Raw genomic sequence first — 19,516 nt, 5'->3', positions numbered from 1 at the left:
CGGAGTGCGGGACCGGGGCCGTGCTACGCGAGGCTGTCGTCGTAAGCGGCGGTCAGAGCGCCGCCCGCGTCCCCGGTGTTCACGACTCCGGCGGGCTCGATGATCACTGCATGGACCTCACTGGAAGCGGTGGGGCGGTGCTCCACTCCGCGCGGCACGACGTACAGCTGCCCCGGGCCGACCGTCACTGTCTGGTCGCGCAGCTGGATCTCCAACTCGCCTGACAGAACCAGAAACATCTCGTCGGTGTCCTGGTGCGAGTGCCACACGAACTCGCCGTCGAGCTTGACGACCTTGATCTCGTAGTCATTCATCCGCGCGATCACCTTCGGCGACCAGTGTTCGGAGAACAGCGACAACTTGTCTTTGAGGTCTACCGCTTGAGCGGGCGAAGAGGGCATGGATCCAGAGTCGCACACTCGTCGCCGCAGGCGCGCCCTGTTCGGAACGCGTTCGTCAGTTGCTATATGCGAAAAATAGCACATACTGAACGCATGGATGTGGGAGCCGTATTCACGATCGCCTACGCCTTCGGCAGCGCCCTTATCCCCATCGCCCTGTTGGTCGTCGTCCGCCGGCGCCAGAAGCGGGGAGAGTGGTCGGGCGGGTTCACCCCACACTTCCGTAAGTGGACGCTCGGCGAGGAGGACGAATGGCGCTACGTGCCTCCGCCAGCCCATCACATCGGCAGCAGCGAACACCGCCCTCCGCCCGAAGGCTGGCGTTGACCCACACTGAGACGGGGGCGTTGTGATTCCAATGAGGCGCATCGGCGTGTGCTTTGTGGTGGCGTGTTGCGTGACCGTCGCCGGATGCGGCACCGAGCCGAAAGAGCCGTCCACAGACGAGATCCTGCAACTCTCGTCCGCAGCCGGCGTCACCGTCCCCAACACGGCGAACGCCTTGACAGCGAGACTCGAAAAGGGCGGGTGGAAGAACGACCTCACGTCGATCGACCTTGTCTTCACTCTGACCGCCGCCGCGGCAGACGAGTTCGTCGTTAAGACCGTCCCCGGAGCGGAGGCGGTCGACGCCCATCCTCGAGTACCGCCCTGTGTTCGCGCGGGGCAGACGACTCGCGGTTCGCAAAGCGTGAACGAGGGCGGCACACCACGCGACGTTTCAGGGCCGATCGTCGACTACTTCGTCACCACCGGAGTCTTCGAGGGCTGCACTGGATTCGAAACGCGAACCATGACTACCGGCCAGTGCCGTGTGACGATGGTCACCAAGCAGGAGGATGGCCTGTCGAAGATCGGGATCGCATCACGGGACCCATGCGCGATTCCCAAGACGCACAGTGGTGCACCGGGTCGACGTGACCTCTGTGGACAACCCCGCAGTTCTGGACTGGTCTAATCTGGGCCCGATCCAGCTGGGCCTGCGTGCTGCTATCTGCCTGGCCCCGGCCCCGCGGCGTCGCCGATACTTGCCATACGTGAACAATGACACATGCTGAACACATGGATGTGGGAGCCGCATTGTCGACCGCCAGCGCCTTCGGCGACGACGTTCGAAATCAACCGCGCCTCGGCATACCGCATCACGAAGGACGCCGCGCTCGCACCGTCGAGATGAGTGTCGCCCTCGTTGAACGGACCCTAACCGCGCGAAGCACAGCGGACCGAAGCGTGATGTTATGGTCCGGAAAGTCCGGACAACTCCCACGTCAGAGCGTCAGCCTTATAGAACAACGATATCGTCCGCTCTTCTCGATCATAAGGCGTTGTGGCATCTCGGCAGTGTTGGATCACCTTCACATCGACCCGTCGTGAAGGCATCGGACGAACGGCACCCGGTACCTTCTTTCCTCCTGTTTCACCGACGTCGACAACGTCCTCAACGGAGTATCCGCAACCGGGTGGTGGCATCGCCGCCGTGATCAACTCGAGCACCTCTGGTGAGAAGGGTCTACTCTCAGGTGTTGTCACTCCTGGGAGATTTCCTCGGATACCGACCATCATCGGGTCCCTCGTGTTCAGGCCGGCGACGACGCGTCCAGCGTCTTCCCCCATCTGCAGATCCGTAAGTGCGGACACTTCAGGAACACCGGTCCACCAGTAGCGCCAGGCGGTTCTCGAGTCCTCGCTCGCAGACAGCCAAGCAATCCGAGCTGCCATAGCGGCGAAGATCGCAAACAGGGCGAGCGCGAACAGCACCCGGACGATTCGCCTCCGTGAACGGACTCGACTCATGATCCCCTCACTCGCCCGGGTACTTGAGCTTAACGAACTCCGCCTGCGCGACTCCGCCGCGGCAGTAGCCGCGCATTCGCGCCGCGGGTGCCGCTCGAATCTCGTCATCGGGAGACATGCGCCCGCGGAGCAGACGACCTACGGTTTCGTAACCTCGACCGCGGCGACAATCCGAACTGGGCCGCCTGACGTGCCTTCGTCTTGCGAGAAGATGCTTACGCGTACGTCTTGCCCGTCCTCGTTCCATTCTTTTGAAGCGAACCTTGTCGGCATATCGCAGCTCAGCAGTGAGGCGTTCACCAGTTTCAACGCCAGGTTCTCTGGCTCTGAAAGCGCCCTCTGGACGTTCCCGGGATTCTTGACACAACCATCAGCCGGTAGTTCCTCAAGAGCAATGGACAAGAACTGCGATTCGGCGACTGCGGTGTTTCGGGTCTGGAACCTCAGCCCCTTCACCGGATCGGCGTTGTTAACAGCCACGCTCGACAAGGCGTACGAGTCCAACCAGGCGTCGTCACTCTGATAAGAGTGGTACTCGTCGGACCCCAGGCTCGTGAGTGGGATCGTGAGGTACCGCTCGACGGTGTCGAAGGTGTGGCGCTCCTGGTCTCTCTCCCGATGCTCCAGGTACAAGGTCGCCGACACCAGAGCAATAGCGGAAACAACAAGAACCGCCACTCCCAACCAGACCGCTTTACGTCGGGTCATATTCCTAGATCGTCCCTGCGAGACTCTGCACAGTGCCCGACCCTGTGACCAGGAACTCGTTTGCGTAGCCCAGTTCGTACAGCTTCACCATGTTCGATGACGTCTGGTGCTGGATGTCGCCCCAGTCGCCCTGCGGGGAGAAGTTGTAGTAGTCGGACACATCGGGGCGCCATGCCATGGAGAAGTTGCCATCGGGATCCATCGTGACGGAGTAAGCAACCGATACGGCATAGCGCCCCAACGTGGTTACAGAATCTTCGGAGTTTCCGGAGACACCGGCGATCCATCGCGTATTGCCGGAGGTTGTGACGGTTTGCCCAGCGTCCTTCGCCTGCTGCAGCGCTGCTTGGAGCGCTTCGTTTCTCAGGGTGTCCACAGCGCCCTTAACAGGAGTCTGGTAGGCGGTCGTCGCTTCCGACGTCCAAGCGTCAACCGTCGACGCGGGCAGAGTCATCGGCGTGCCGCTATTACCAAGGTAGTGCGATAGGAAACTTGCCGCGGTCGGCTTCCCCGAACCTTTGAAGTACGCCACCACGGCCCAGCCGTTAGCCCGAAGGTCAGTTGCCCCCTCGAGCCTGTTTGCGATGCCGCTCTCAGATCCGTACACAGCCTGGTTGTCACTTCCCACGGGAGGCGCCGGAGCAGGAACGCTCGAAGCGGACGGCTTGCTGACAACAGTCGCATCGCGCGTCACCTCGGTTATCGTGTTGTCCGCGACGGCTCGACCGTCCCGCAGCGCTCTGTTCGCCCACGCAGTCCGTCGCCGGTAGGTGCCGGCCACCGCTGCGAGCTCCGCGACGGCGTACGGCCAGCCGGGGCGGTCCTCATCCCTGTTCTCGTCGCGGTCGTTGTTGTCGCGGTCACTGACCGTGCGGTTGCGGGTGGTCGACGTCGTGGTCTCCGGTACCGGGGTGCGCAGCTTCGGGGTCGAGGTCGGCACGCGCGGGGTGTTCGGAGCGGTCGTGACGGGGTTCTGCTGCGCGGGGTTCTGCGATTGGCCGGCGGTCGGCGCGGTGGCCTCGTTGCCGGGGATCCTCGGGGGCTGCGCCGGTGTGGCGTCGCATCCGACGATGCACGACCCGGGCTCCGGGGTGCCGAAGTCCGGGGTCTGGACGTGGAAGTTGCCCCCGTCGTTCGGTGTGCCCTGCGTCGGAGCGGCAGGGGTGTTCGGCGGGGTGTAACCGGGGATCGTGGTCTGCGGCGCCTGCGGGGCGGTGGTGTTGCCGCCCTGAGTGGGGCCGGGGTCGAAGGTGGGGGCCGTGGGGCCGCAGGTGTTGCTCCCGTCCGGGCAGGGCAGCGCGTTCGCCGGCGCGTCCGTCAGGCCCACCGGGAGGAGCACGAGTGCGGAGGCGACACCGACGGCACCGGCCGCGGCGGCGGCCCGCGTCGCCAGGGGTGCGGGTTCGTGGGTGTTCAGCTCCGGAGCACGGATTTCACTTACGCCCGTCCAGAACACCAGGCTGATCGCGCCGGAGACGAAGAAGTACGCGAGGAACACCACGGGCACCGGCGTCCAATAGCGCACAGGGCCGAACACGGCGTGCACGACACCCATAACGAGGAGCATTCCGGCGGTGATGGTGATGACCCACCAGCCGGCGCGGCCGACGCCCGGGGCGTCGGAGCCGACGGCGTGCTGTGGCCGGGTTTGATGAACCGGAGGGGAGCCCTCAGCGAACTGCTCGGTCTCGTCGGACAGAGACGCCATGATGCCTCGATTCTTCAGCAGGATGGGTTGCCGTCTCCGTGTCGCTGGATGCGATTCGAGATCGGCGATCGATGTGTTCACCAGAGCACGGAAACCTCCGCCGGTTCAACAATCCGGCGCGGTCCGGCGCCAACCGGCGGACGTCACCGCAGGTCAACGAGAGTATCCGTGATCCAACTGTTACCTTCGCAAACCCCGCCGGAGTGGATGAATCAGATAGCGCGGCGGCGTTGCACCCGATCGGGCGCGCGATCAGTGTCGGAAAAACACTGGATCCGTTGCAGTGATTCACTTCTGCAGTATCGTCACTACCATGGTTGAAAAGCCCCCAGGAGGCGGCGAGCAGACTCGCGGCGACGCGCTGACGGCCACCCTCAGCGTCTTCGTCGGAGCCGTTCTGATCGTCGCCTGTGCCCTGACGCTGCCGCGGCTCCCGGCCGCCGCCGAGGTCATCGGCACGTGGACCGTGTGGGGAGCGTTCACCGTCATCACGGTCATCGCGGGCTGGTTGCTCTGGCAGAACCTGATCAAGCTCTACGGGCTACTCACGTCATGACCACGGGGAACACCACACTCGCCTCCGCGCTGCAACGCGCGTTCGCGGAGGCCGGCGATCCAAGCGTGACGGAGGTGGCCGACTCCGGCGTCGGAGTCAGTCGGCAACGGATCAGCGATTGGCGTGCCGGCCGGCACGTACCGAGCAGGTTCGGCGATCTCGAACCGGTGATCACCTACCTCCAGATCTCGGCCGCACGCCGCGACGAGGTCAGCGCGTCCACTTCCGACAGGGTCACGGCCTGGCCGAAGGACCGGTGGCGCGAGGTGTGGCGCGAGGCCGTCGGAGCCCCGGAGGAACCCGAACCGCCGACTCCGGGTACCGCCGAGGCAGAAGCGTCGATGCCAGCACACGTCGATCGGCGACCGATCGCACTCGCGGTGGTCGCGCTTCTCGTCGTCCTGGTTGCAGCCCTCGCTGTCGCGGCCTATCTGCTCAGCGCCGCCACGATGTAGACGCGCAACAAGTAAGGCCCCTGGCCAGTGTCTCCACTGATCAGGGGCCCTGCTGTCGTCTCAACCAACGAGTCGGGGTGGCGGGATTCGAACCCACGACCTCTTCGTCCCGAACGAAGCGCGCTACCAAGCTGCGCCACACCCCGTTTTGAGAACCTCGACAAGGTTACTACAGCCACCGTCGGGCATGAAATCCGCAGGTGAGCGACGCTACGCGCGCACCGCCTCCGGGGTGACCGCCGGGCCGATCTCGATCTCGTGGTCCCGGACCGGAGCGCTGACGAGGGTGAGGAGCGAAGCCTCGGGACGGCAGAACGTGCGGAAGGGCGCCCACGGCGAGGTTCCCAGTCCGGCGCTGACGTGCAGCTTCATGTGCGCCCCCCAGGCGGAGGCGCCCTTGACCCGCGACCGGTCGAGGCCGCAGTTGGTCACCAGCGCGCCCACCACCGGCAGGCACAGCTGTCCGCCGTGGGTGTGGCCGGCCAGCGCCAGGTCGTACCCGTCGCTGGCGAACCGGTCCAGCACCCGCGGTTCGGGTGAGTGGGTGAGCGCGAGCCGCAGGTCGACGGCCTCGTCGGCCCGGCCGGCGATGGTCTCGTACCGGTCCCGCTCGATGTGCGGATCGTCGACGCCCGCCACGGCGATGGTCACGCCGCCCACCTCGAGCCGGTGCTTGGCGTGCGTGGCGTCCAGCCAGCCGCGCTCGGAGAACGCGGCCCGCAGGTCCTGCCAGGGCAGCGGCTCGCCGTACTGCCGCTCGTGGTTCTTGTCGAAGTACTTCGCCGGATTCTTGGGCGTCGGTCCGAAGTAGTCGTTGGAGCCGAACACGAACAGGCCCGGGCGGCCGAGCAGCGGGCCGAGAGTCTGCACGACGGACGGCACCGCGCGGGGGTGCGAGAGGTTGTCACCCGTGTTCACGACGAGGTCGGGCTCCAGGCCGGCGAGCTCGCGCACCCAGGCCTGCTTGAGGCGCTGCCCGGGCGTCATGTGCAGATCCGAGATGTGCAGGATCTTCAGCGTGGGCGTCCCCGGCGGCAGGATCGGCAGCGTGTGCTCACGCAGCGTGAACGCGTTGCGCTCGAGGACGGTGGCGTACGCGGCACCGGCGATACCGGCGCCCACCAGCGACGCTCCCGCACGGACCAGGGACGGTTTCACTGCCATTGCGCCAGGATACTTCCGTGCCCCCTCCGCGCGCACCGCGTAACTTGGTTGGCATGTCTGAAGTGAAGGCCGCTATCCGCGACGACCTCAAGACCGCGATGAAGGCCAAGGACACCCTGGTCACCGGCACGCTGCGCATGCTGCTGTCGGCGATCCAGGCCGAGGAGACGTCCGGCACCGCCCACGCCCTCACCGACGAGGAGTTCCTCAAGGTGGTCGCGCGCGAGGTGAAGAAGCGCGGCGAGGCCGCCGAGATCTTCACCGAGAACGGCCGCGACGAGCTGGCCGCCAAGGAGCGCGCCGAGGCCGACGTGATGGCCCGCTACCTCCCGCAGCAGCTGGGCGACGACGAGCTGAACGCCCTCGTCGACGACGCCGTGGCGCAGGTCAAGGACGAACTGGGCGACGATCCGACGGTGCGCAACATGGGTCAGGTCATGAAGATCGCCACCGCGAAGGCGGCGGGCGCCGCCGACGGCAAGCGGCTGTCGGCCGCCGTCAAGGCGCGGCTGGCCTAGCGCGTGGCTTCGGGGGTCCGCCGGGGAGGCGCGGTATGGCTGTGGGCGCTCGTCTCGCTCGCCGCGGGCGCGGGCGCGATCGCGCTCGGCATCACGGGGATCGTGCAGTGCTCGGCCCTGTTCGGCACGCTGGGCTACCCCGGGAACTTCCCGTCGTCGCCGCTCGGCGTGCGCACCATCGCCGTGATGGTGCTGTGCATCGGCAGCCTGGTGGCCTGCGCGGCGATGGCGTTCACCGGGCTGTTCGCCCTGTTCGGTGTCCGCTGGGCGGCTCTGACCTACGCGCTGGTCACGTTCCTCGGGTTCCTGGCGATCGCCGGGGAGGTGCTGCTCGCCAACCCCGTCGGCTACACCGACCCGGTGAGTCGCTACGGCGTGGACCACAACGGGCAGCCGCTCTCCGGGCTGCCGATGTGGGGTGGCGTGATCGTGCTGGTGCTGTTCCTCGCGTCGCTCGCGCTCACGAAGCCGGTGTACCGGTACGCGCTCGCCCGCAGCGGCGCCCCCGCCTGACGCCCCGGCGACGGCCCCGGCGCACCGTCGGGCCCGCGGGGCGCACGGTCAGGCGAACGCCGCCGTGCCCAGGGCGTACCCGCCCCACACGGCGAGCACGCTCACCACGACCGTCGCGAGTCCGTATGCGATCCCGTCCCGGTACCGGCAGTCGCGCAGCAGCCCCAGGGTTTCGACGGTGGCGGTGCTGAACGTCGTGTAGCCGCCGCACAATCCGGTGCCGAAGACGGCGAGTGCGGCGCCGCCGATCCCGTTCCCGGCGGCCGCGCCGGCGAGGAGACCCAGCGCCAGGGAACCGGACGCGTTGATCACCGCGGTCGACCAGACGGTGAGCCGGGCCCGGAGCCCGGTGTCCACGAGGAACCGGAGGACGGCGCCGAGGCCGCCGCCGAGGCAGACGAGGAGCGTGGTCATGTCACCTCCGCACCGCGAGAGCGCCGGCCAGGGCCGCCACGAGGCCGCACAGGATCGTCGCCGCGGCGTACAGCGCGCCGACGGCCGGCGCCGCGTCGTGGATGTCGAGGGCGAAGGCGCTGTAGGTGGTGAGACCACCGCAGAATCCGGTGCCGATCAGCAGCCGGATACGGCGAAGCCGTTCATCCTCGGCCCGCTGGGACAGGGCCTCGGTGAGGCCGCCGAGCAGGAACGCGCCGATCATGTTGACCGTGAACGTGGCCCACGAGAAGGGCGAGTGCGGGAGCCACTCCCCCACCCCGGCGCGAACCAGGGTTCCGGCCGCGCCGCCGGCGAAGACGAGTCCGACGGCGGCGGGCCGCAGGTTGGCGTGGACGCTCAGACCTGGGTGGTGAGATCGACGTCGATGTTGCCGCGGGTCGCGTTCGAGTACGGGCACAGCTGGTGGGCCTTGGACACCAGGTCCTCGGCCACGGCCTGCTCCACGCCGGGCAGCGACGCGCTGATCGCGGCGTTGATGCCGAACCCCGAGTCGGTCTTGCCGAAGCCGACGGTCACGTCGACGCTGGTCTCGGCGGGCAGCGCGACCTTCTCGCCCCGCGCCACCGCGTGGATGGCGCCGAGGAAGCACGCGGCGTAGCCGGCGGAGAACAGCTCCTCGGGGTTGGTGCCCTCGCCGCTGCCGCCCATCTCCTTCGGCGGACGGGTGTCGAGGTCGAGGCGACCGGTCGCCGACTTCACGTGGCCGTCACGGCCGCCGCCGGTGGCGGTCGACGAGATGGTGTACAGCACTTCGAGGCTCATCAGATATCTCCTTTGCACGACACAACGAGGATTGCGCCGCGTCAACGGGCGGCGCAGTCGCGACAGTACCCCCAGAACGTGACCTCGGCCTCGTCGATGGCGAAGCCGTGGTCGTCGTCCGGAGTCAGGCAGGGGGCGGCGCCGACGATGCAGTCCACGTCGATGATCAGCCCGCAGCTGCGGCACACCAGATGGTGGTGGTTGTCCCCCACCCGCCCCTCGTACCGCACCGCGGAGCCGGCCGGTTCGATGCGCCGGAGCAGGCCCTTCTCGGAGCACACGCGGAGCACGTCGTAGACGGTCTGCGTGGCGACGGTGCCGAGCCGCTCCCGCAGGTGTTCCGCCACGTCGTCGGCGGTCGCGTGGGGGTGTCCGTCGAGGTAGCCGAGGGCGGCGACGCGGGGCGCGGTGATCCGCAGCCCCACGCCGCGCAGCCGCTCCTCGGCCGTCGGCACCACCTCAGTCATGTCGCTAGACTACGCCTGATTCTGGAATGGTTCCAGGGTTTCGGAGCGGCTGTGACGTCACGTCCGCGGCGCGTCCAGGAACTCGTCGATCACCGGGGCCAGCAGGTCGGCGCGGGTCACGAGGTCGACGTGGCCGCCGTCGTGCCGGTGCAACGTGGCGTGCGGCAGCAGCGCGTCCATGATGCGGGCGTTGATCATCGGCACGATCGGATCGTCCTCGCCGGCCACGATGAGCGTCTGCTGCCGTATCGCGGGGAGCGCGAAGATCGACGTCCACACCGCGCCCGCCATGAGCTGGTGCAGATACCCCCTCTTGCTGCCGCGGTGCAGTTGCTTGATGAACAGCTCTCCCACATCGCGCCCGTCCTCCCGGACGGAGCCGCCGTACAGTTCGCCCGCGATCGACGCGGCGTACTCCGGGTCCCGGAACCGCCTCGGGGTCACCATCTTCGAGAGAACCAGGGGATTGCCGGGCACCATGATCGCTCCAGTTCCCGTGGACACCAGCACGAGTCGCCGGCAGCGCAGCGGATTCTGGAACGCGAGCTGTTGGGCGAGCGCCCCGCCCCAGGACAGGCCGAGCACGTCGAACACTCCCACGTCGAGCTCGTCGAGCATCCGACCGACGACCCACGCGAGGTACGGGAACCCGTACGGCAGCTTGGACGTCGGCGAATCACCGGTGCCGGGCGCGTCGAACCGGATCACCGGGCGACGGGGGTCCAGCGCCGCGACGAACGGGTCCAGCACCTCGAGGCTCGCGCCGATCCCGTTGCACACCACCAGCGGTACGCCCACACCGGGCCGATACCGCACGCGCAGCCGCTGGCCGCCCGTCGCGATGAGGGTGTCGGGCAGTTCCTCGGCCACGTCGTGCGTGAGGCGGTTCTCGTCGTCGCTCACCGGTAGAGCACCACCGTCTCGGCGATGCAGGCCGGCCGGTCGCCGCCCTCCACCTCGTAGGTCAGCCGGATCACGGCCTCGATCCCGGCGGGCTTCTCCTGCGCGGAGACCAGCTCGACGGCCGCCCGGATCCGGGCCCCGACGGGCACCGGCGCGGGGAACCGCACCTTGTTGAGACCGTAATTGACCGCCGCCCGGACGTTCTCGACGACGAGCGCCTCGGCGACGAACAGCGGCGCCAGCGAGAGCGTGAGGTAGCCGTGGGCGATGGTGCGGCCGTACGGGCCGGCGGCCGCCTTCTCCGGATCGACGTGGATCCACTGATGGTCGCCGGTCGCGTCGGCGAAGAGGTTCACCCGCTCCTGATCGACGGTGAGCCACGAGGTGGTGCCGAGCGCGGTGCCCGCGAGACCGGGGAGGTCGGCGGGACTGTGGACGGTGGTGGTCATGATGCTGTCTCCCTGAGCTTCTCGGTGGTCACTTCTCGAGCACGTAGGTGCCGGGCGCGGGCACCAGGGGCTCGTAGCCCGGGGCGCCCAGCTGCGCCGGTGCGTCGACCTCGGCGCCGCTGCGCTCGGCGAGCCAGGCGAGGTGGTGCGACCACCACGAGCCGGACTGCTTCTCGGCGCTCTCGAACCACTCCTCGGGTGTCTGGTCCTGCAGCACCGGTGCGGTGCGGAAGGACGACTTGGGGTTGCCGGGCGGGTTCACCAGCGACGCGATGTGGCCGGCGGTGGACAGCACGTAGGTGTTGTCCTTGCTGCCCAGCAGGGCGGCGCTGCGCTCGGTGGCCTGCCAGGGGCAGATGTGGTCGGAGATGCCGCCCACCACGTAGGCGTCGCACTCGATGGTCGACAGGTCCACGGGGGTGCCCAGCATGACCTGCTCACCGGGCGTGACCAGTGTGTTGTCCAGACCCATGAGCACCATGTCGCGGTGCAGCGCGGCCGTCATCCGGGTGGTGTCGGCGTTCCAGAACAGCACGTCGAAGGGGGCCGGGGAGCGGCCCTGGATGTAGTTGTTCACCCAGTAGCGCCACACCAGGTCGGTCGGTCGCAGCCAGGCGAACATCTCCGCCATGGAGGCGCCGTCGAGGTATCCCTTGCTCGCCGACGAGCGGATCGCGGCGTCGGCGCCGCGCCGGCTGGCGAGCGCCGACCCGATCCCGGCGTGGCTCTGGTCGAGCACCGTAACGCCCAGCGTGAGGCCGGCGATCCGGTCGCCGTGGCCGGTGGCGAACAGGTGGGCGATCACCATCGAGGTGAGGATGCCGCCGGAGCAGGTGGCGAACACGTTGGCCGTGTCCACGCCGGTGATCACCTGCAGCGCGTCGAGCGCCTCGATGATCGCGGCGCCGTACTCGTCGAATCCCCAGTCGCGGTGGCGCGCTGAAGGATTACGCCAGGAGATGGCGAACACCTGCTGGCCGCCCTGCAGGTAGTGCTCGATCAGGCTGCGCCCCGGCGCGATGTCCATGACGTAGTACTTGTTGATCACCGGCGGCACCATGAGCAGCGGCACCTCGCGCACCTGCTTGGTCTGCGGCGCGTAGTGGATCAGCTCGAACATCCGGGTGCGCAGCACCACGGTGCCCTTGGTGGTCGCGACGGTCTCGCCCACGGTGTAGGCGTCGGGCTCGATCATCGCGGGGATCCGCGGCGAGCTCATCATGTCGCGGGCGAACGCCTTCGCACCGCGCACCGCGGACAGTCCGCCGGTGTCGATCATGGCCTTCCAGCCCAGCGGGCTGAGCACGGGGCTGTTGGTCGGGGCGAGACCCTCGATCAGGTTGTCGAGGACGAACCGCATCTTCTCGGCGTCCTTCCAGTCCAGGTCGGCGTCGTCGTACAGCTGATCGGCGGTCTCCGACGCCGCCAGGTACGCCTGCTCCACCCGGCGCAGCAGCGGGTTCCCGGTCCAGGCGGGATCGGAGAACCGGCGGTCGCCCTTCTTCGGCTCCCGTTGGCTCTTTCCGGCGGCGATGAGCCCCAGCTCCTTGGCCAGGCTCGCGGTGCGCTCGGCAACGGTCACGGGCCGGCCGGCCAGCGAGAGCGCGAACCGCGCCCACGCGGCGTTCGGCATCATCCGCGCACCGAAGGTCTTCGTGGAGTTCACCAGCAGCATATCGAGGGGTGCGCCGAATTCGTCGGCGCCGGAATCGGTCTCGTTCTTCACGGTGTCGGTCATGTCTCTACCTCTCGGGACTCGTGCGGGCGGTTCAGGCGTCGAACTCGGCGGGAACGGTGATGTCGCGCTTCTGGACCTTGCCGGTGGCGCCCTTGGGGAGCTCGGGCATCAGCCACACGTGGCGCGGGTACTTGTAGGAGGCGACGCGGTCCTTGACGTAGGCGCGGATGTCGTCCGCGGTGACGGTGGCTCCGGGCTTGAGCGCCACGGCGGCACCCACCTCCTCGCCGAGCGAGTCGTGCGGGAGCCCGATGACGGCGGCCTCGGCGATCTCGGGGTGCCCGTAGAGCACCTCCTCGATCTCGCGGGGGGTACACGTTGAAGCCGCCGCGGATGATCAGCTCCTTCTTGCGGTCGACGATGGAGAAGTAGCCCTCCTCGTCGACGATCCCGATGTCGCCGGTGGAGAACCAGCCGTCGGCGTCGATCGCGGCGGCGGTGGCCTCGGGCAGGTTCCAGTAGCCCTTCATGATGTTGTGGCCGCGCACCTGGATCTCGCCGCGCTCGCCGGTCGGGACGGGCTTACCGTCGTCACCGATCACCCGCATCTCGACGCCCTCGATGGGCGTACCGATCGTCCCGGCCTTCCGCGGCTTGTCGGGGTGGTTGAAGGACGCGACCGGCGACGTCTCGGAGAGGCCGTAGCCCTCCATGATGATCGCGTTGAACGCCTCCTCGAAGTCGGAGATCACCCGCAACGGCAGGGCCGCGCCGCCGGAGCAGCAGGCCCGCAGCGAGGAGACGTCGTCGCCGGGCTGGATCGCGGCGACCATGGCGCCGTACATGGTGGGGACGCCGAGGAACACGGTGACGTGGTCGCGGCCGATCACGTCGATGGCCTTGCGCGGGTCGAACCGCGGGATCAGGGTGAGCGCGGCGCCGAACAGCACGGCCGTGTTGAGCCCGCAGGTGAGGCCGAACACGTGGAACAGAGGCAGGCAGCCCATGACCACGTCGTCGCCGGTGAGGTGCAACAGCGTGCGTCCGGCGATCTCGCAGTTGCGGTTCAGGCCGGCGTGGGTGAGCTCGGCGCCCTTGGGCTTCCCCGTGGTGCCCGAGGTGTGCAGGATGACCGCGGTGTCGAAGTCGGCGCGCGGCTCGACCGCGGTGAGCGGCTCGAAGCGGGAGAGCAGCGCCGCGAGGGCGGCGTCGTCGCCGAAGTGGCAGGTGGCTCCGGCGGCCTTCGCGCCGGCCTCGGCGTCGGCGGCGAAGACGGGGGTGGCGAACAGGGCCTTGGCGGCGGTGTTCGCGAGGTAGTACTCGATCTCCGCGGACTTGAGCAGCGGGTTCATCGGAACGGCGACCGCGCCGCGGCGCAGGATCCCGTAGAAGACGATCGCGAAGGCGGGCGTGTTGGGCAGCATGACGCCCACCCGGTCGCCGGGGCCGATGCCCTGGTCGGCGAGGTACGCGGCGAAGCGGGCGGCGGCCTCATCGAAGGCGGCGTAGGTGTACTCCAGGTCGTCGCATTTCAGCGCGAGCGCGTCGGGGCGCGCGGCGGCTGCGGCGGTGAGGTTCTCGGCGAGGTTCGGCATCGGGTGGTGTCCTTCGCGGCGGTGGTGGTTCGGTCGTCTGCTACAACAGTGACCCCGAACACCCGCCGCCGGGAATGGTGACAGAACAACGTTCCGGGCCGTGACGTGTCACGGAGCACAATGGGGTGCGTCCGGGCAGGTCACCGACGGTGCGACGACGGTGCGCCGGCGCCGCGGTCGGGCATCACGCCGATGCGGGCGTCCACCTCGAACGCGAGGCAGAGCTCCGCGAGCTCCCGCGGGGAGCCCACCGCCTTGCCCGTCAGCTGCTCCACACGGCGCAGACGGTGCCGCACCGTGTTCGGGTGCACGTAGAGCTCCGCCGCCACGTCCTTGACGTTCCCGTCGTGGGCGACCCACGCGCGGAAGGTTTCCATCAGCGGCCCGCAGTCGTCGGCGGGCAGCCGGTAGAGCCCCTGGAGCACGCTCCGCGCGAGGTCGACGGTGGTCTCCGGCGCGGCCATCGCGGCGGTGCCGAGCACGGAACCGTCGAACACCGAGACGCCGGTGCCGGGCCCCACGAGCTCGCGCCGGGCGAAGGTCAGCCCGTGCGGGGTGTCGCGCAACTCGGAGAACGGCGCGCTCACGCCGACCCGGCCCGTGGCGACACGGCGGAACAGGTCGATGACCTGGCCTCGGGTGGCCGCGGTCGGGGCGTGCACGATCCCGATCTGCTGGTCCGGCAGGAGACGCCAGGCGGAGTACACGTCCAGCGCGCGCAGCCGGTCCGCGATACCGGGCAGCGGCTGCCGGCCGATCTCGGACGCCGCGGCCGCCACGGCGAGGTACGGCCCCGTGGTGGGGATGTGCAGCATCGCGGCGATCTCCCACAGGCTCTGGTCCGTCGGGATACGGCCCTGCAGAAGATATTCCGCGAGCGCCGCCCGCTCGGCCGCGTCGTCGAGCGCCTGCTCGGTGGTGCGCTCGCGGTGCGCGTCGGCCATCGCGTCGACGAACACGTCCTGCGCCTCCCAGATGTGTTGCGCCGACCAGAGCAACGACCGCTTGCTCAGTTCGGGATGCCGCTCCGCGATCACCGACACCTCGGACCACAGGCGGTGCATCCCGATCCGGTAGGCGTGCATCACCGAGGCGAGCGGCACGTCGAGCTCGGCACGGGTCCGCCCGGTCGTCGCGGCGGGGGCGGTGTCGAAGGCGGGCTCGGTGAGCGCGTCGACGACGAACCGGAGGTTGTCGTGGACCGTCGTGCGGAGCAGCTCGTCGGAGATCACCGCGTCGGTCGCGTAGAACGGGACGCCGGCGCGGATGCCGGCCACCGCGGCGTCGGTGATGGGGTCCAGCCGCGCGTACAGCTCGTCGCGGATGCACAGGACATCCGCGTCGACCGGTCTGCGTGCGGCGTGACTCACAGCCACGATTGTGGACGCCCCGCCGCGTTTGCGGACGCGAATTCACGGGCGCACACGATCCGTTCGCGGACGCGTGACCGGCGCGGCCGCCGTTAGACTCCGCAGCATGGACCTGATCCGCCACCTGCGGTTCTTCGTCGCGGTGGCGGAGGAGCAGCATTTCGGCCGCGCCGCGGACCGGCTGGGGATCACGCAGCCACCGGTGTCCGCGGGGCTGCGCCGCCTCGAGGAGGCGCTGGGCGTCACGCTCATCGACCGCAGCCGGCGGGGCGCCGATCTCACCCCGGCCGCGCGGGAGCTGCTGCCCCGCGCGCGGGTGATGGTGGGCGACGCGGACCGGTTCGTGGCCGAGGCCGCCCGGCTCGGTGCGGGCACGGGCGAGCGGCGGGTGGCGCTGTGCGATGCCCTCGGCTCCGCGACGTCCGCGGTGTGCGCGGCCGCGCTCGCCCGCGGGAACGGCGGCCCGCCCGTCACCCTCTCCGCGGGTGCCTCGCCCCAGCTCGCGCGCGCCGTGTCCGAGGATCTGCTCGACGCGGCCGTCGTCGAGCATCCGGTACTCGCCGACGGTGCGCCGTCGGGCCCCGTCATCGCCCTGCCCCGGGACTTCCTCGTGCCCGAGGACCTGCGGTCGACCCGGCTGCGGGACCTGTCGGCCCTCGCGGTGGCGCTGCCCCCGCGGTCGGCGAACCCGCCCGCCGCGGATCTGCTGCTGGACCGGCTGACCGAGCGCGGCATCACGTCGGCCGTCCGCCCCACCGAGACGGAGGCCGCGGCGCACGCCGCGGTGGCCGCGGGGCTCGCGTTCACCCTCGCCCCGGCGGGCGGCGAGACGCCCGCGGGCACCGCCCGGCGTCCCGCGCCCGACTTCCCGCTCCGGGTGCGGGTGCTCGGCCGCCGCGACCATCCCGATGTGGCGCGCCTGGAATCGGTGCTGTGGAAGCTGGGCCGGTGACGGGGCCCGCCGAGGAGATCGCCGCGGTCTTCGCGGACGCCGGCTGCAACGGCTGGCTGCACGCGCGGGTGGTGGGTCACCCGGCCCGGCTGTCGGTGGGCGGCGAGCAGCCGGTCGTCCCGGCCTCGGTGTACAAACTGGTGCTCCTCGTCGCCGCGGCGCGCGCGTTCGACGCGGGACGGCTCGATCCGCTGGAGCGCGTCACCGTCGACCCGCGGACCGCCACGCCCGGCCCCACCGGCATCGCCGCGCTCGACGATCCGGTGGAGATGACGCTGCGTGATCTGCTGCGCACCATGGTCGCGGTGTCCGACAACGCCGCAGCGGGAACGCTGCTGCGGCGCGTGGGCCTGGACGCCGTGCAGGCGACCGCGACGGCGCTGGGGCTCGCGGACACCCGCATCACGGGCGGCGACGCCGAGCTGTACGCCGCGCTCATGGACGAGACGGGCACGCGGACCGTCGCCGAGGCCTTCGCGGTGCTCGCGGACGACGACCTGTCCCGCCCCGTGCACGCCTACGACCCGTCGTTCGGCAGCGCGACCACCGCCGCCGACGCCACCGCCCTCCTCGCGGCGGTGTGGTCGGACGCGGCGGCGTCGCCCGAGCAGTGCGCCTTCGTGCGCTCGGCCCTGGCCGGGCAGACGTTCCGGCACCGGGTCGCCTCCGGGTTCGGCTCGGCGGCCCGGATCGCGGGGAAGACGGGCACGCTGGGCGCGCTCCGGAACGAGGCCGCCGTGATCGCGTACCCGGACGAGCATCCCGTCGCGGTCGCGGTGTTCACCCACGCGGCGCGCAGCGACCCGAGCCTGCCGCGGGTCGACTCGGCCATCGGGGAGGTGGCCGCGATCGCGGTCAACGCCCTACGCATCCCCTCTTACCAGCACTGATATCGAATCGCTATCGTCCACCCCCGTTTCGCTCTTTGCCGGGTATCACGGTGCGCGGGTCAACTGGACGTCATGCACATCCGTCCCGCGGCCGTGGCGCTCGCCCTCAGCGGCGCCCTCACGGCCTCCCTCGTCGCCTGCTCTTCCGACGACGTCGTCTCCAAGTTCGCGGCCGCGGTGTCCGAACGGGACGCGACCGGGGCCGGCGCCCTCACCTCCGACCCCGAGGGCGCTTCAGAGGCGCTGCAGGCCAACTTCGACGGGATGGGCGACGCGACCCCGAAGGTCACCGCCGGCAAGGACGGCGAGGAGCAGACCCTCACCTGGTCGTGGAACCTGCCACGGCACTCCAAGCCGATCAGCTACACCGCGCCGGTCGTCGCCGGCGGCGGGAAGCTGACGTGGAAGCCCACCGTCGTCCATCCGGACGCGACGCCGGGCTCACGACTGCTGTACTCCGACGAGAAGGCGTACGACACCCCCGTCGTGGATCGGAAGAACGCGCCCCTCATGACCTGGCAGACGGTCACCGTCGTCTCCCTCGACCCCGCTCGCGCCGATTCCGCGGACGCGCTCGCGGCGAAGCTGGCCGTGGCCGATCGTTCAGTGACCGCGGCGAGCCTGCGCGCGGCGGTCAAGGACAAACCGGCCCCGACAGCGGTCATCTCGCTGCGCGCCGCCGACGCGAAGAAGGTGGGGCCGCTCGCCGGCATCGCCGGCGTCTCGACCCGCGAGGAGGGCCGCCTGCTCACCGCGTCGCCCGCGCTCCGCTCCCCCGTCGACGGTGCGCTCGATGAGCGGTGGCGCAGCGACGTGGACGCCGCCGCGGGCGCGAACATCACGATCGTCGACGCGGCGAACAAGCCCGTCCGGCTGGTGGACACCATCGGCGGCGAGCGGCCGCAGCCGGTGCGCACCACCCTCGACGCGGGCCTGCAGCGCGCCGCGAACGCGGCGGTCGCCGGGGAGAAGCGGCCCACGATGCTCGTCGCGATCCGCCCGTCGACCGGCGGGCTCCTGGCCGTGGCCCAGAACAAGGCCGCGGACGGCCAGGGCCCCGTCGCCCTGACCGGGCTGTACGCGCCCGGTTCGACGTTCAAGACGATCACCACCGCGGCCGCGCTGCAGGCGGGTGTGACCACCCCCGACGCCGAACTGCCGTGCCCCGGGAAGGCGACCTTCGGCGACCGCAGCATCCCCAACGAGAACGAGTTCGCGCTCGGCACCGTGCCGCTGCACACCGCGTTCGCCAAGTCCTGCAACACCACGATGGCCGGGCTGGGCACCAAACTCGGGGACACCGCTTTCACGGACACGGCCCGGGCGTTCGGGCTGGGCGTGGACTTCGAGATCCCCGGCGTCACGACCGTGACGGGCAACGTGCCCGCCGCCCGCACGCCCGCAGAGCGGGTCGAGGAGTCCATCGGCCAGGGGCGGGTCACCGCCTCGCCGTTCGGGCTCGCGGTGGTCGAGGCGAGCCTCGCCGCCGGCCGGACCGCCCAGCCCTCGCTGTTCGACGGTGAGCGGGCCAAGGCCGACGCCCCGGCGCTGCCCATCGACCCCGGCGTCGCCGACGCGCTGCGCTCGGCGATGCGGGAGACCGTCACCTCGGGGACGGCCACGGCGCTGCAGGACATCGACGGACTGGGCGGCAAGACCGGCACCGCGGAGTTCGGCAACAACGAGCACGCCCACGGCTGGTTCGCGGGCATCGTCGGCGACCTGGCCTTCGCCACGTTCGTGGAGTCCGGGGACAGCTCGGGCCCGGCGGTCACCGTGAGCGGCGCGTTCCTGCGCGGCGCAGGTGGCGACCTGCCCTGATCCGGTGCGGATGAAAAACTCTCCGAATATCGATACAGTAAAGCGTCGATTTAATGGAGGTGTCCATGTCCACCCGTCTCACCGCCCGCCGCCTCGGCGCCGCGACCGCCGCCGCGTTCGGCCTGATCGGCGCGGGCCTCATCCTTCCGGGCGGCGCCGCGAACGCCCTCGAGCCCTGCCCGCCCGGCCAGACCCCGTTCTGGAACGGCAAGAACTGCGTCATGCAGCTGTGCACGCCGCCGTACAACCCCACGTTCCCGCCGTGCACCATGCCGATCCCCACGGCGCCGCCGGCGCCGGTACCCACGGCCCCGGGCGCGATCCCCGGTACGCCCTTCTGACCGGAGCCTGACCGG

General features: G+C 69.8%; 22 protein-coding genes, 1 tRNA gene and 1 pseudogene. 10 read left to right on the top strand and 14 right to left on the bottom strand.

The features are described 5' to 3' along the window. Positions 1-23: 23 nt before the first annotated feature. Complete coding sequence (locus BN39_RS07845; RefSeq protein ID WP_040766018.1) at positions 24-401, bottom strand: cupin domain-containing protein; 378 nt, start codon at positions 399-401, stop codon at positions 24-26. Between the two features lie 93 nt (positions 402-494). Here BN39_RS07845 and BN39_RS07840 point away from each other — a divergent pair, with 93 nt between their 5' ends. Then, the gene (locus BN39_RS07840) at positions 495-728 is read left to right on the top strand and encodes a hypothetical protein (protein ID WP_019201826.1); all 234 of its coding nucleotides are present in this window, start codon (positions 495-497) and stop codon (positions 726-728) included. A gap of 70 nt (positions 729-798) precedes the next feature. Beyond that, a complete protein-coding gene (locus BN39_RS23160) occupies positions 799-1,359 on the top strand; it encodes a hypothetical protein (RefSeq protein WP_148281439.1) in 561 nt (186 codons plus the stop codon). Positions 1,360-2,333: 974 nt separating this feature from the next. Here BN39_RS23160 and BN39_RS07835 read toward each other — a convergent pair. Together BN39_RS07835 and BN39_RS22970 are read right to left on the bottom strand one after the other, a co-directional pair. After that, positions 2,334-2,903, bottom strand: coding sequence for a hypothetical protein (locus tag BN39_RS07835; RefSeq protein ID WP_148281438.1), 570 nt, complete (start codon positions 2,901-2,903; stop codon positions 2,334-2,336). 4 nt (positions 2,904-2,907) lie between these two features. Next, positions 2,908-4,692, bottom strand: a complete 1,785-nt coding sequence (locus BN39_RS22970) for a hypothetical protein (protein ID WP_148281437.1) — start codon at positions 4,690-4,692, stop codon at positions 2,908-2,910. Between the two features lie 232 nt (positions 4,693-4,924). Here BN39_RS22970 and BN39_RS07825 point away from each other — a divergent pair, with 232 nt between their 5' ends. Together BN39_RS07825 and BN39_RS07820 are read left to right on the top strand one after the other, a co-directional pair. Next, positions 4,925-5,167, top strand: coding sequence for a hypothetical protein (locus BN39_RS07825; RefSeq protein WP_148281436.1), 243 nt, complete (start codon positions 4,925-4,927; stop codon positions 5,165-5,167). After that, on the top strand, positions 5,164-5,622 hold the full coding sequence (locus BN39_RS07820) for a hypothetical protein (protein ID WP_019201823.1): 459 nt from the start codon (positions 5,164-5,166) through the stop codon (positions 5,620-5,622). The genes BN39_RS07825 and BN39_RS07820 overlap by 4 nt, the downstream gene beginning before the upstream one ends. A 72-nt stretch (positions 5,623-5,694) precedes the next feature. Here the strand turns inward: BN39_RS07820 and BN39_RS07815 are convergent. After that, a tRNA-Pro gene (locus BN39_RS07815) sits at positions 5,695-5,768 on the bottom strand. A 64-nt stretch (positions 5,769-5,832) separates the two neighbouring features. Then, positions 5,833-6,786: a metallophosphoesterase gene (locus BN39_RS07810; RefSeq protein ID WP_019201822.1), complete on the bottom strand. Its 954-nt coding sequence runs from the start codon at positions 6,784-6,786 to the stop codon at positions 5,833-5,835. A gap of 53 nt (positions 6,787-6,839) precedes the next feature. On the opposite strand from BN39_RS07810, the gene BN39_RS07805 reads away from it, so the two are divergent. Beyond that, entirely contained in the window at positions 6,840-7,304 is a 465-nt protein-coding gene (locus BN39_RS07805; protein ID WP_040766014.1) for a GatB/YqeY domain-containing protein, read from the top strand. A gap of 3 nt (positions 7,305-7,307) precedes the next feature. Continuing rightward, positions 7,308-7,817 carry a hypothetical protein gene (locus tag BN39_RS07800; protein WP_019201820.1) on the top strand — a complete coding sequence of 170 codons (510 nt, stop codon included), beginning with the start codon at positions 7,308-7,310 and terminating at the stop codon, positions 7,815-7,817. A 48-nt stretch (positions 7,818-7,865) separates the two neighbouring features. On the opposite strand, the gene BN39_RS07795 is transcribed toward BN39_RS07800, so the two are convergent. The 9 genes and pseudogenes from BN39_RS07795 to BN39_RS07755 all read right to left on the bottom strand — a co-directional run bounded on the left by BN39_RS07795 (position 7,866) and on the right by BN39_RS07755 (position 15,497). Further along, complete coding sequence (locus BN39_RS07795) at positions 7,866-8,231, bottom strand: CrcB family protein (RefSeq protein WP_019201819.1); 366 nt, start codon at positions 8,229-8,231, stop codon at positions 7,866-7,868. 1 nt (position 8,232) lies between these two features. Further along, positions 8,233-8,670 (bottom strand): CrcB family protein, encoded by a 438-nt coding sequence (locus BN39_RS07790; RefSeq protein ID WP_256378468.1) that lies wholly within the window; start codon positions 8,668-8,670, stop codon positions 8,233-8,235. Beyond that, positions 8,610-9,035 carry an organic hydroperoxide resistance protein gene (locus BN39_RS07785; protein ID WP_019201817.1) on the bottom strand — a complete coding sequence of 142 codons (426 nt, stop codon included), beginning with the start codon at positions 9,033-9,035 and terminating at the stop codon, positions 8,610-8,612. Before BN39_RS07785 ends, BN39_RS07790 begins: the two co-directional genes overlap by 61 nt. 41 nt (positions 9,036-9,076) lie before the next feature. After that, entirely contained in the window at positions 9,077-9,502 is a 426-nt protein-coding gene (locus BN39_RS07780) for a Fur family transcriptional regulator (RefSeq protein ID WP_019201816.1), read from the bottom strand. A 57-nt stretch (positions 9,503-9,559) separates the two neighbouring features. Next, the gene (phaZ, locus tag BN39_RS07775; protein ID WP_019201815.1) at positions 9,560-10,405 is read right to left on the bottom strand and encodes a poly(3-hydroxyalkanoate) depolymerase; all 846 of its coding nucleotides are present in this window, start codon (positions 10,403-10,405) and stop codon (positions 9,560-9,562) included. Beyond that, a complete protein-coding gene (locus tag BN39_RS07770) occupies positions 10,402-10,854 on the bottom strand; it encodes a MaoC family dehydratase (protein WP_019201814.1) in 453 nt (150 codons plus the stop codon). Before BN39_RS07770 ends, phaZ begins: the two co-directional genes overlap by 4 nt. Before the next feature lie 28 nt (positions 10,855-10,882). After that, positions 10,883-12,592 (bottom strand): alpha/beta hydrolase, encoded by a 1,710-nt coding sequence (locus BN39_RS07765; RefSeq protein WP_019201813.1) that lies wholly within the window; start codon positions 12,590-12,592, stop codon positions 10,883-10,885. Between the two features lie 31 nt (positions 12,593-12,623). Continuing rightward, a pseudogene (locus BN39_RS07760) lies at positions 12,624-14,127 on the bottom strand (long-chain fatty acid--CoA ligase). Between the two features lie 140 nt (positions 14,128-14,267). Further along, positions 14,268-15,497: a CdaR family transcriptional regulator gene (locus BN39_RS07755; protein ID WP_019201812.1), complete on the bottom strand. Its 1,230-nt coding sequence runs from the start codon at positions 15,495-15,497 to the stop codon at positions 14,268-14,270. A gap of 106 nt (positions 15,498-15,603) precedes the next feature. On the opposite strand from BN39_RS07755, the gene BN39_RS23960 reads away from it, so the two are divergent. The 4 genes from BN39_RS23960 to BN39_RS07735 all read left to right on the top strand — a co-directional run bounded on the left by BN39_RS23960 (position 15,604) and on the right by BN39_RS07735 (position 19,501). Further along, positions 15,604-16,449: a LysR family transcriptional regulator gene (locus BN39_RS23960; RefSeq protein WP_019201811.1), complete on the top strand. Its 846-nt coding sequence runs from the start codon at positions 15,604-15,606 to the stop codon at positions 16,447-16,449. Further along, complete coding sequence (locus BN39_RS07745; protein ID WP_019201810.1) at positions 16,446-17,339, top strand: serine hydrolase; 894 nt, start codon at positions 16,446-16,448, stop codon at positions 17,337-17,339. The genes BN39_RS23960 and BN39_RS07745 overlap by 4 nt, the downstream gene beginning before the upstream one ends. A 72-nt stretch (positions 17,340-17,411) precedes the next feature. Beyond that, on the top strand, positions 17,412-19,160 hold the full coding sequence (locus BN39_RS07740; RefSeq protein ID WP_019201809.1) for a penicillin-binding transpeptidase domain-containing protein: 1,749 nt from the start codon (positions 17,412-17,414) through the stop codon (positions 19,158-19,160). 65 nt (positions 19,161-19,225) lie between these two features. Beyond that, complete coding sequence (locus tag BN39_RS07735; protein ID WP_148281435.1) at positions 19,226-19,501, top strand: hypothetical protein; 276 nt, start codon at positions 19,226-19,228, stop codon at positions 19,499-19,501. Positions 19,502-19,516 lie beyond the last annotated feature (15 nt).

This window comes from Tsukamurella sp. 1534 (assembly GCF_000312385.1).
Taxonomy (GTDB): domain Bacteria; phylum Actinomycetota; class Actinomycetes; order Mycobacteriales; family Mycobacteriaceae; genus Tsukamurella.
Note: the sequence above shows the minus strand (reverse complement) of the source record. Positions and strands in the feature narration are given on the sequence as shown.

What these genes read in the sequence shown, in the direction of transcription:
- BN39_RS07770 (WP_019201814.1), bottom strand. Translation starts at nt 10,854, where the DNA reads ATGACCACCACCGTCCACAGTCCCGCCGACCTCCCCGGTCTCGCGGGC.
- BN39_RS07735 (WP_148281435.1), top strand. Translation starts at nt 19,226, where the DNA reads ATGTCCACCCGTCTCACCGCCCGCCGCCTCGGCGCCGCGACCGCCGCC.
- BN39_RS07795 (WP_019201819.1), bottom strand. Translation starts at nt 8,231, where the DNA reads ATGACCACGCTCCTCGTCTGCCTCGGCGGCGGCCTCGGCGCCGTCCTC.
- BN39_RS07835 (WP_148281438.1), bottom strand. Translation starts at nt 2,903, where the DNA reads ATGACCCGACGTAAAGCGGTCTGGTTGGGAGTGGCGGTTCTTGTTGTT.
- BN39_RS07740 (WP_019201809.1), top strand. Translation starts at nt 17,412, where the DNA reads ATGCACATCCGTCCCGCGGCCGTGGCGCTCGCCCTCAGCGGCGCCCTC.
- BN39_RS07785 (WP_019201817.1), bottom strand. Translation starts at nt 9,035, where the DNA reads ATGAGCCTCGAAGTGCTGTACACCATCTCGTCGACCGCCACCGGCGGC.
- BN39_RS07805 (WP_040766014.1), top strand. Translation starts at nt 6,840, where the DNA reads ATGTCTGAAGTGAAGGCCGCTATCCGCGACGACCTCAAGACCGCGATG.
- BN39_RS07825 (WP_148281436.1), top strand. Translation starts at nt 4,925, where the DNA reads ATGGTTGAAAAGCCCCCAGGAGGCGGCGAGCAGACTCGCGGCGACGCG.
- BN39_RS07780 (WP_019201816.1), bottom strand. Translation starts at nt 9,502, where the DNA reads ATGACTGAGGTGGTGCCGACGGCCGAGGAGCGGCTGCGCGGCGTGGGG.
- BN39_RS07840 (WP_019201826.1), top strand. Translation starts at nt 495, where the DNA reads ATGGATGTGGGAGCCGTATTCACGATCGCCTACGCCTTCGGCAGCGCC.
- BN39_RS07765 (WP_019201813.1), bottom strand. Translation starts at nt 12,592, where the DNA reads ATGACCGACACCGTGAAGAACGAGACCGATTCCGGCGCCGACGAATTC.
- BN39_RS07820 (WP_019201823.1), top strand. Translation starts at nt 5,164, where the DNA reads ATGACCACGGGGAACACCACACTCGCCTCCGCGCTGCAACGCGCGTTC.
- BN39_RS07810 (WP_019201822.1), bottom strand. Translation starts at nt 6,786, where the DNA reads ATGGCAGTGAAACCGTCCCTGGTCCGTGCGGGAGCGTCGCTGGTGGGC.
- BN39_RS23960 (WP_019201811.1), top strand. Translation starts at nt 15,604, where the DNA reads ATGGACCTGATCCGCCACCTGCGGTTCTTCGTCGCGGTGGCGGAGGAG.
- BN39_RS07845 (WP_040766018.1), bottom strand. Translation starts at nt 401, where the DNA reads ATGCCCTCTTCGCCCGCTCAAGCGGTAGACCTCAAAGACAAGTTGTCG.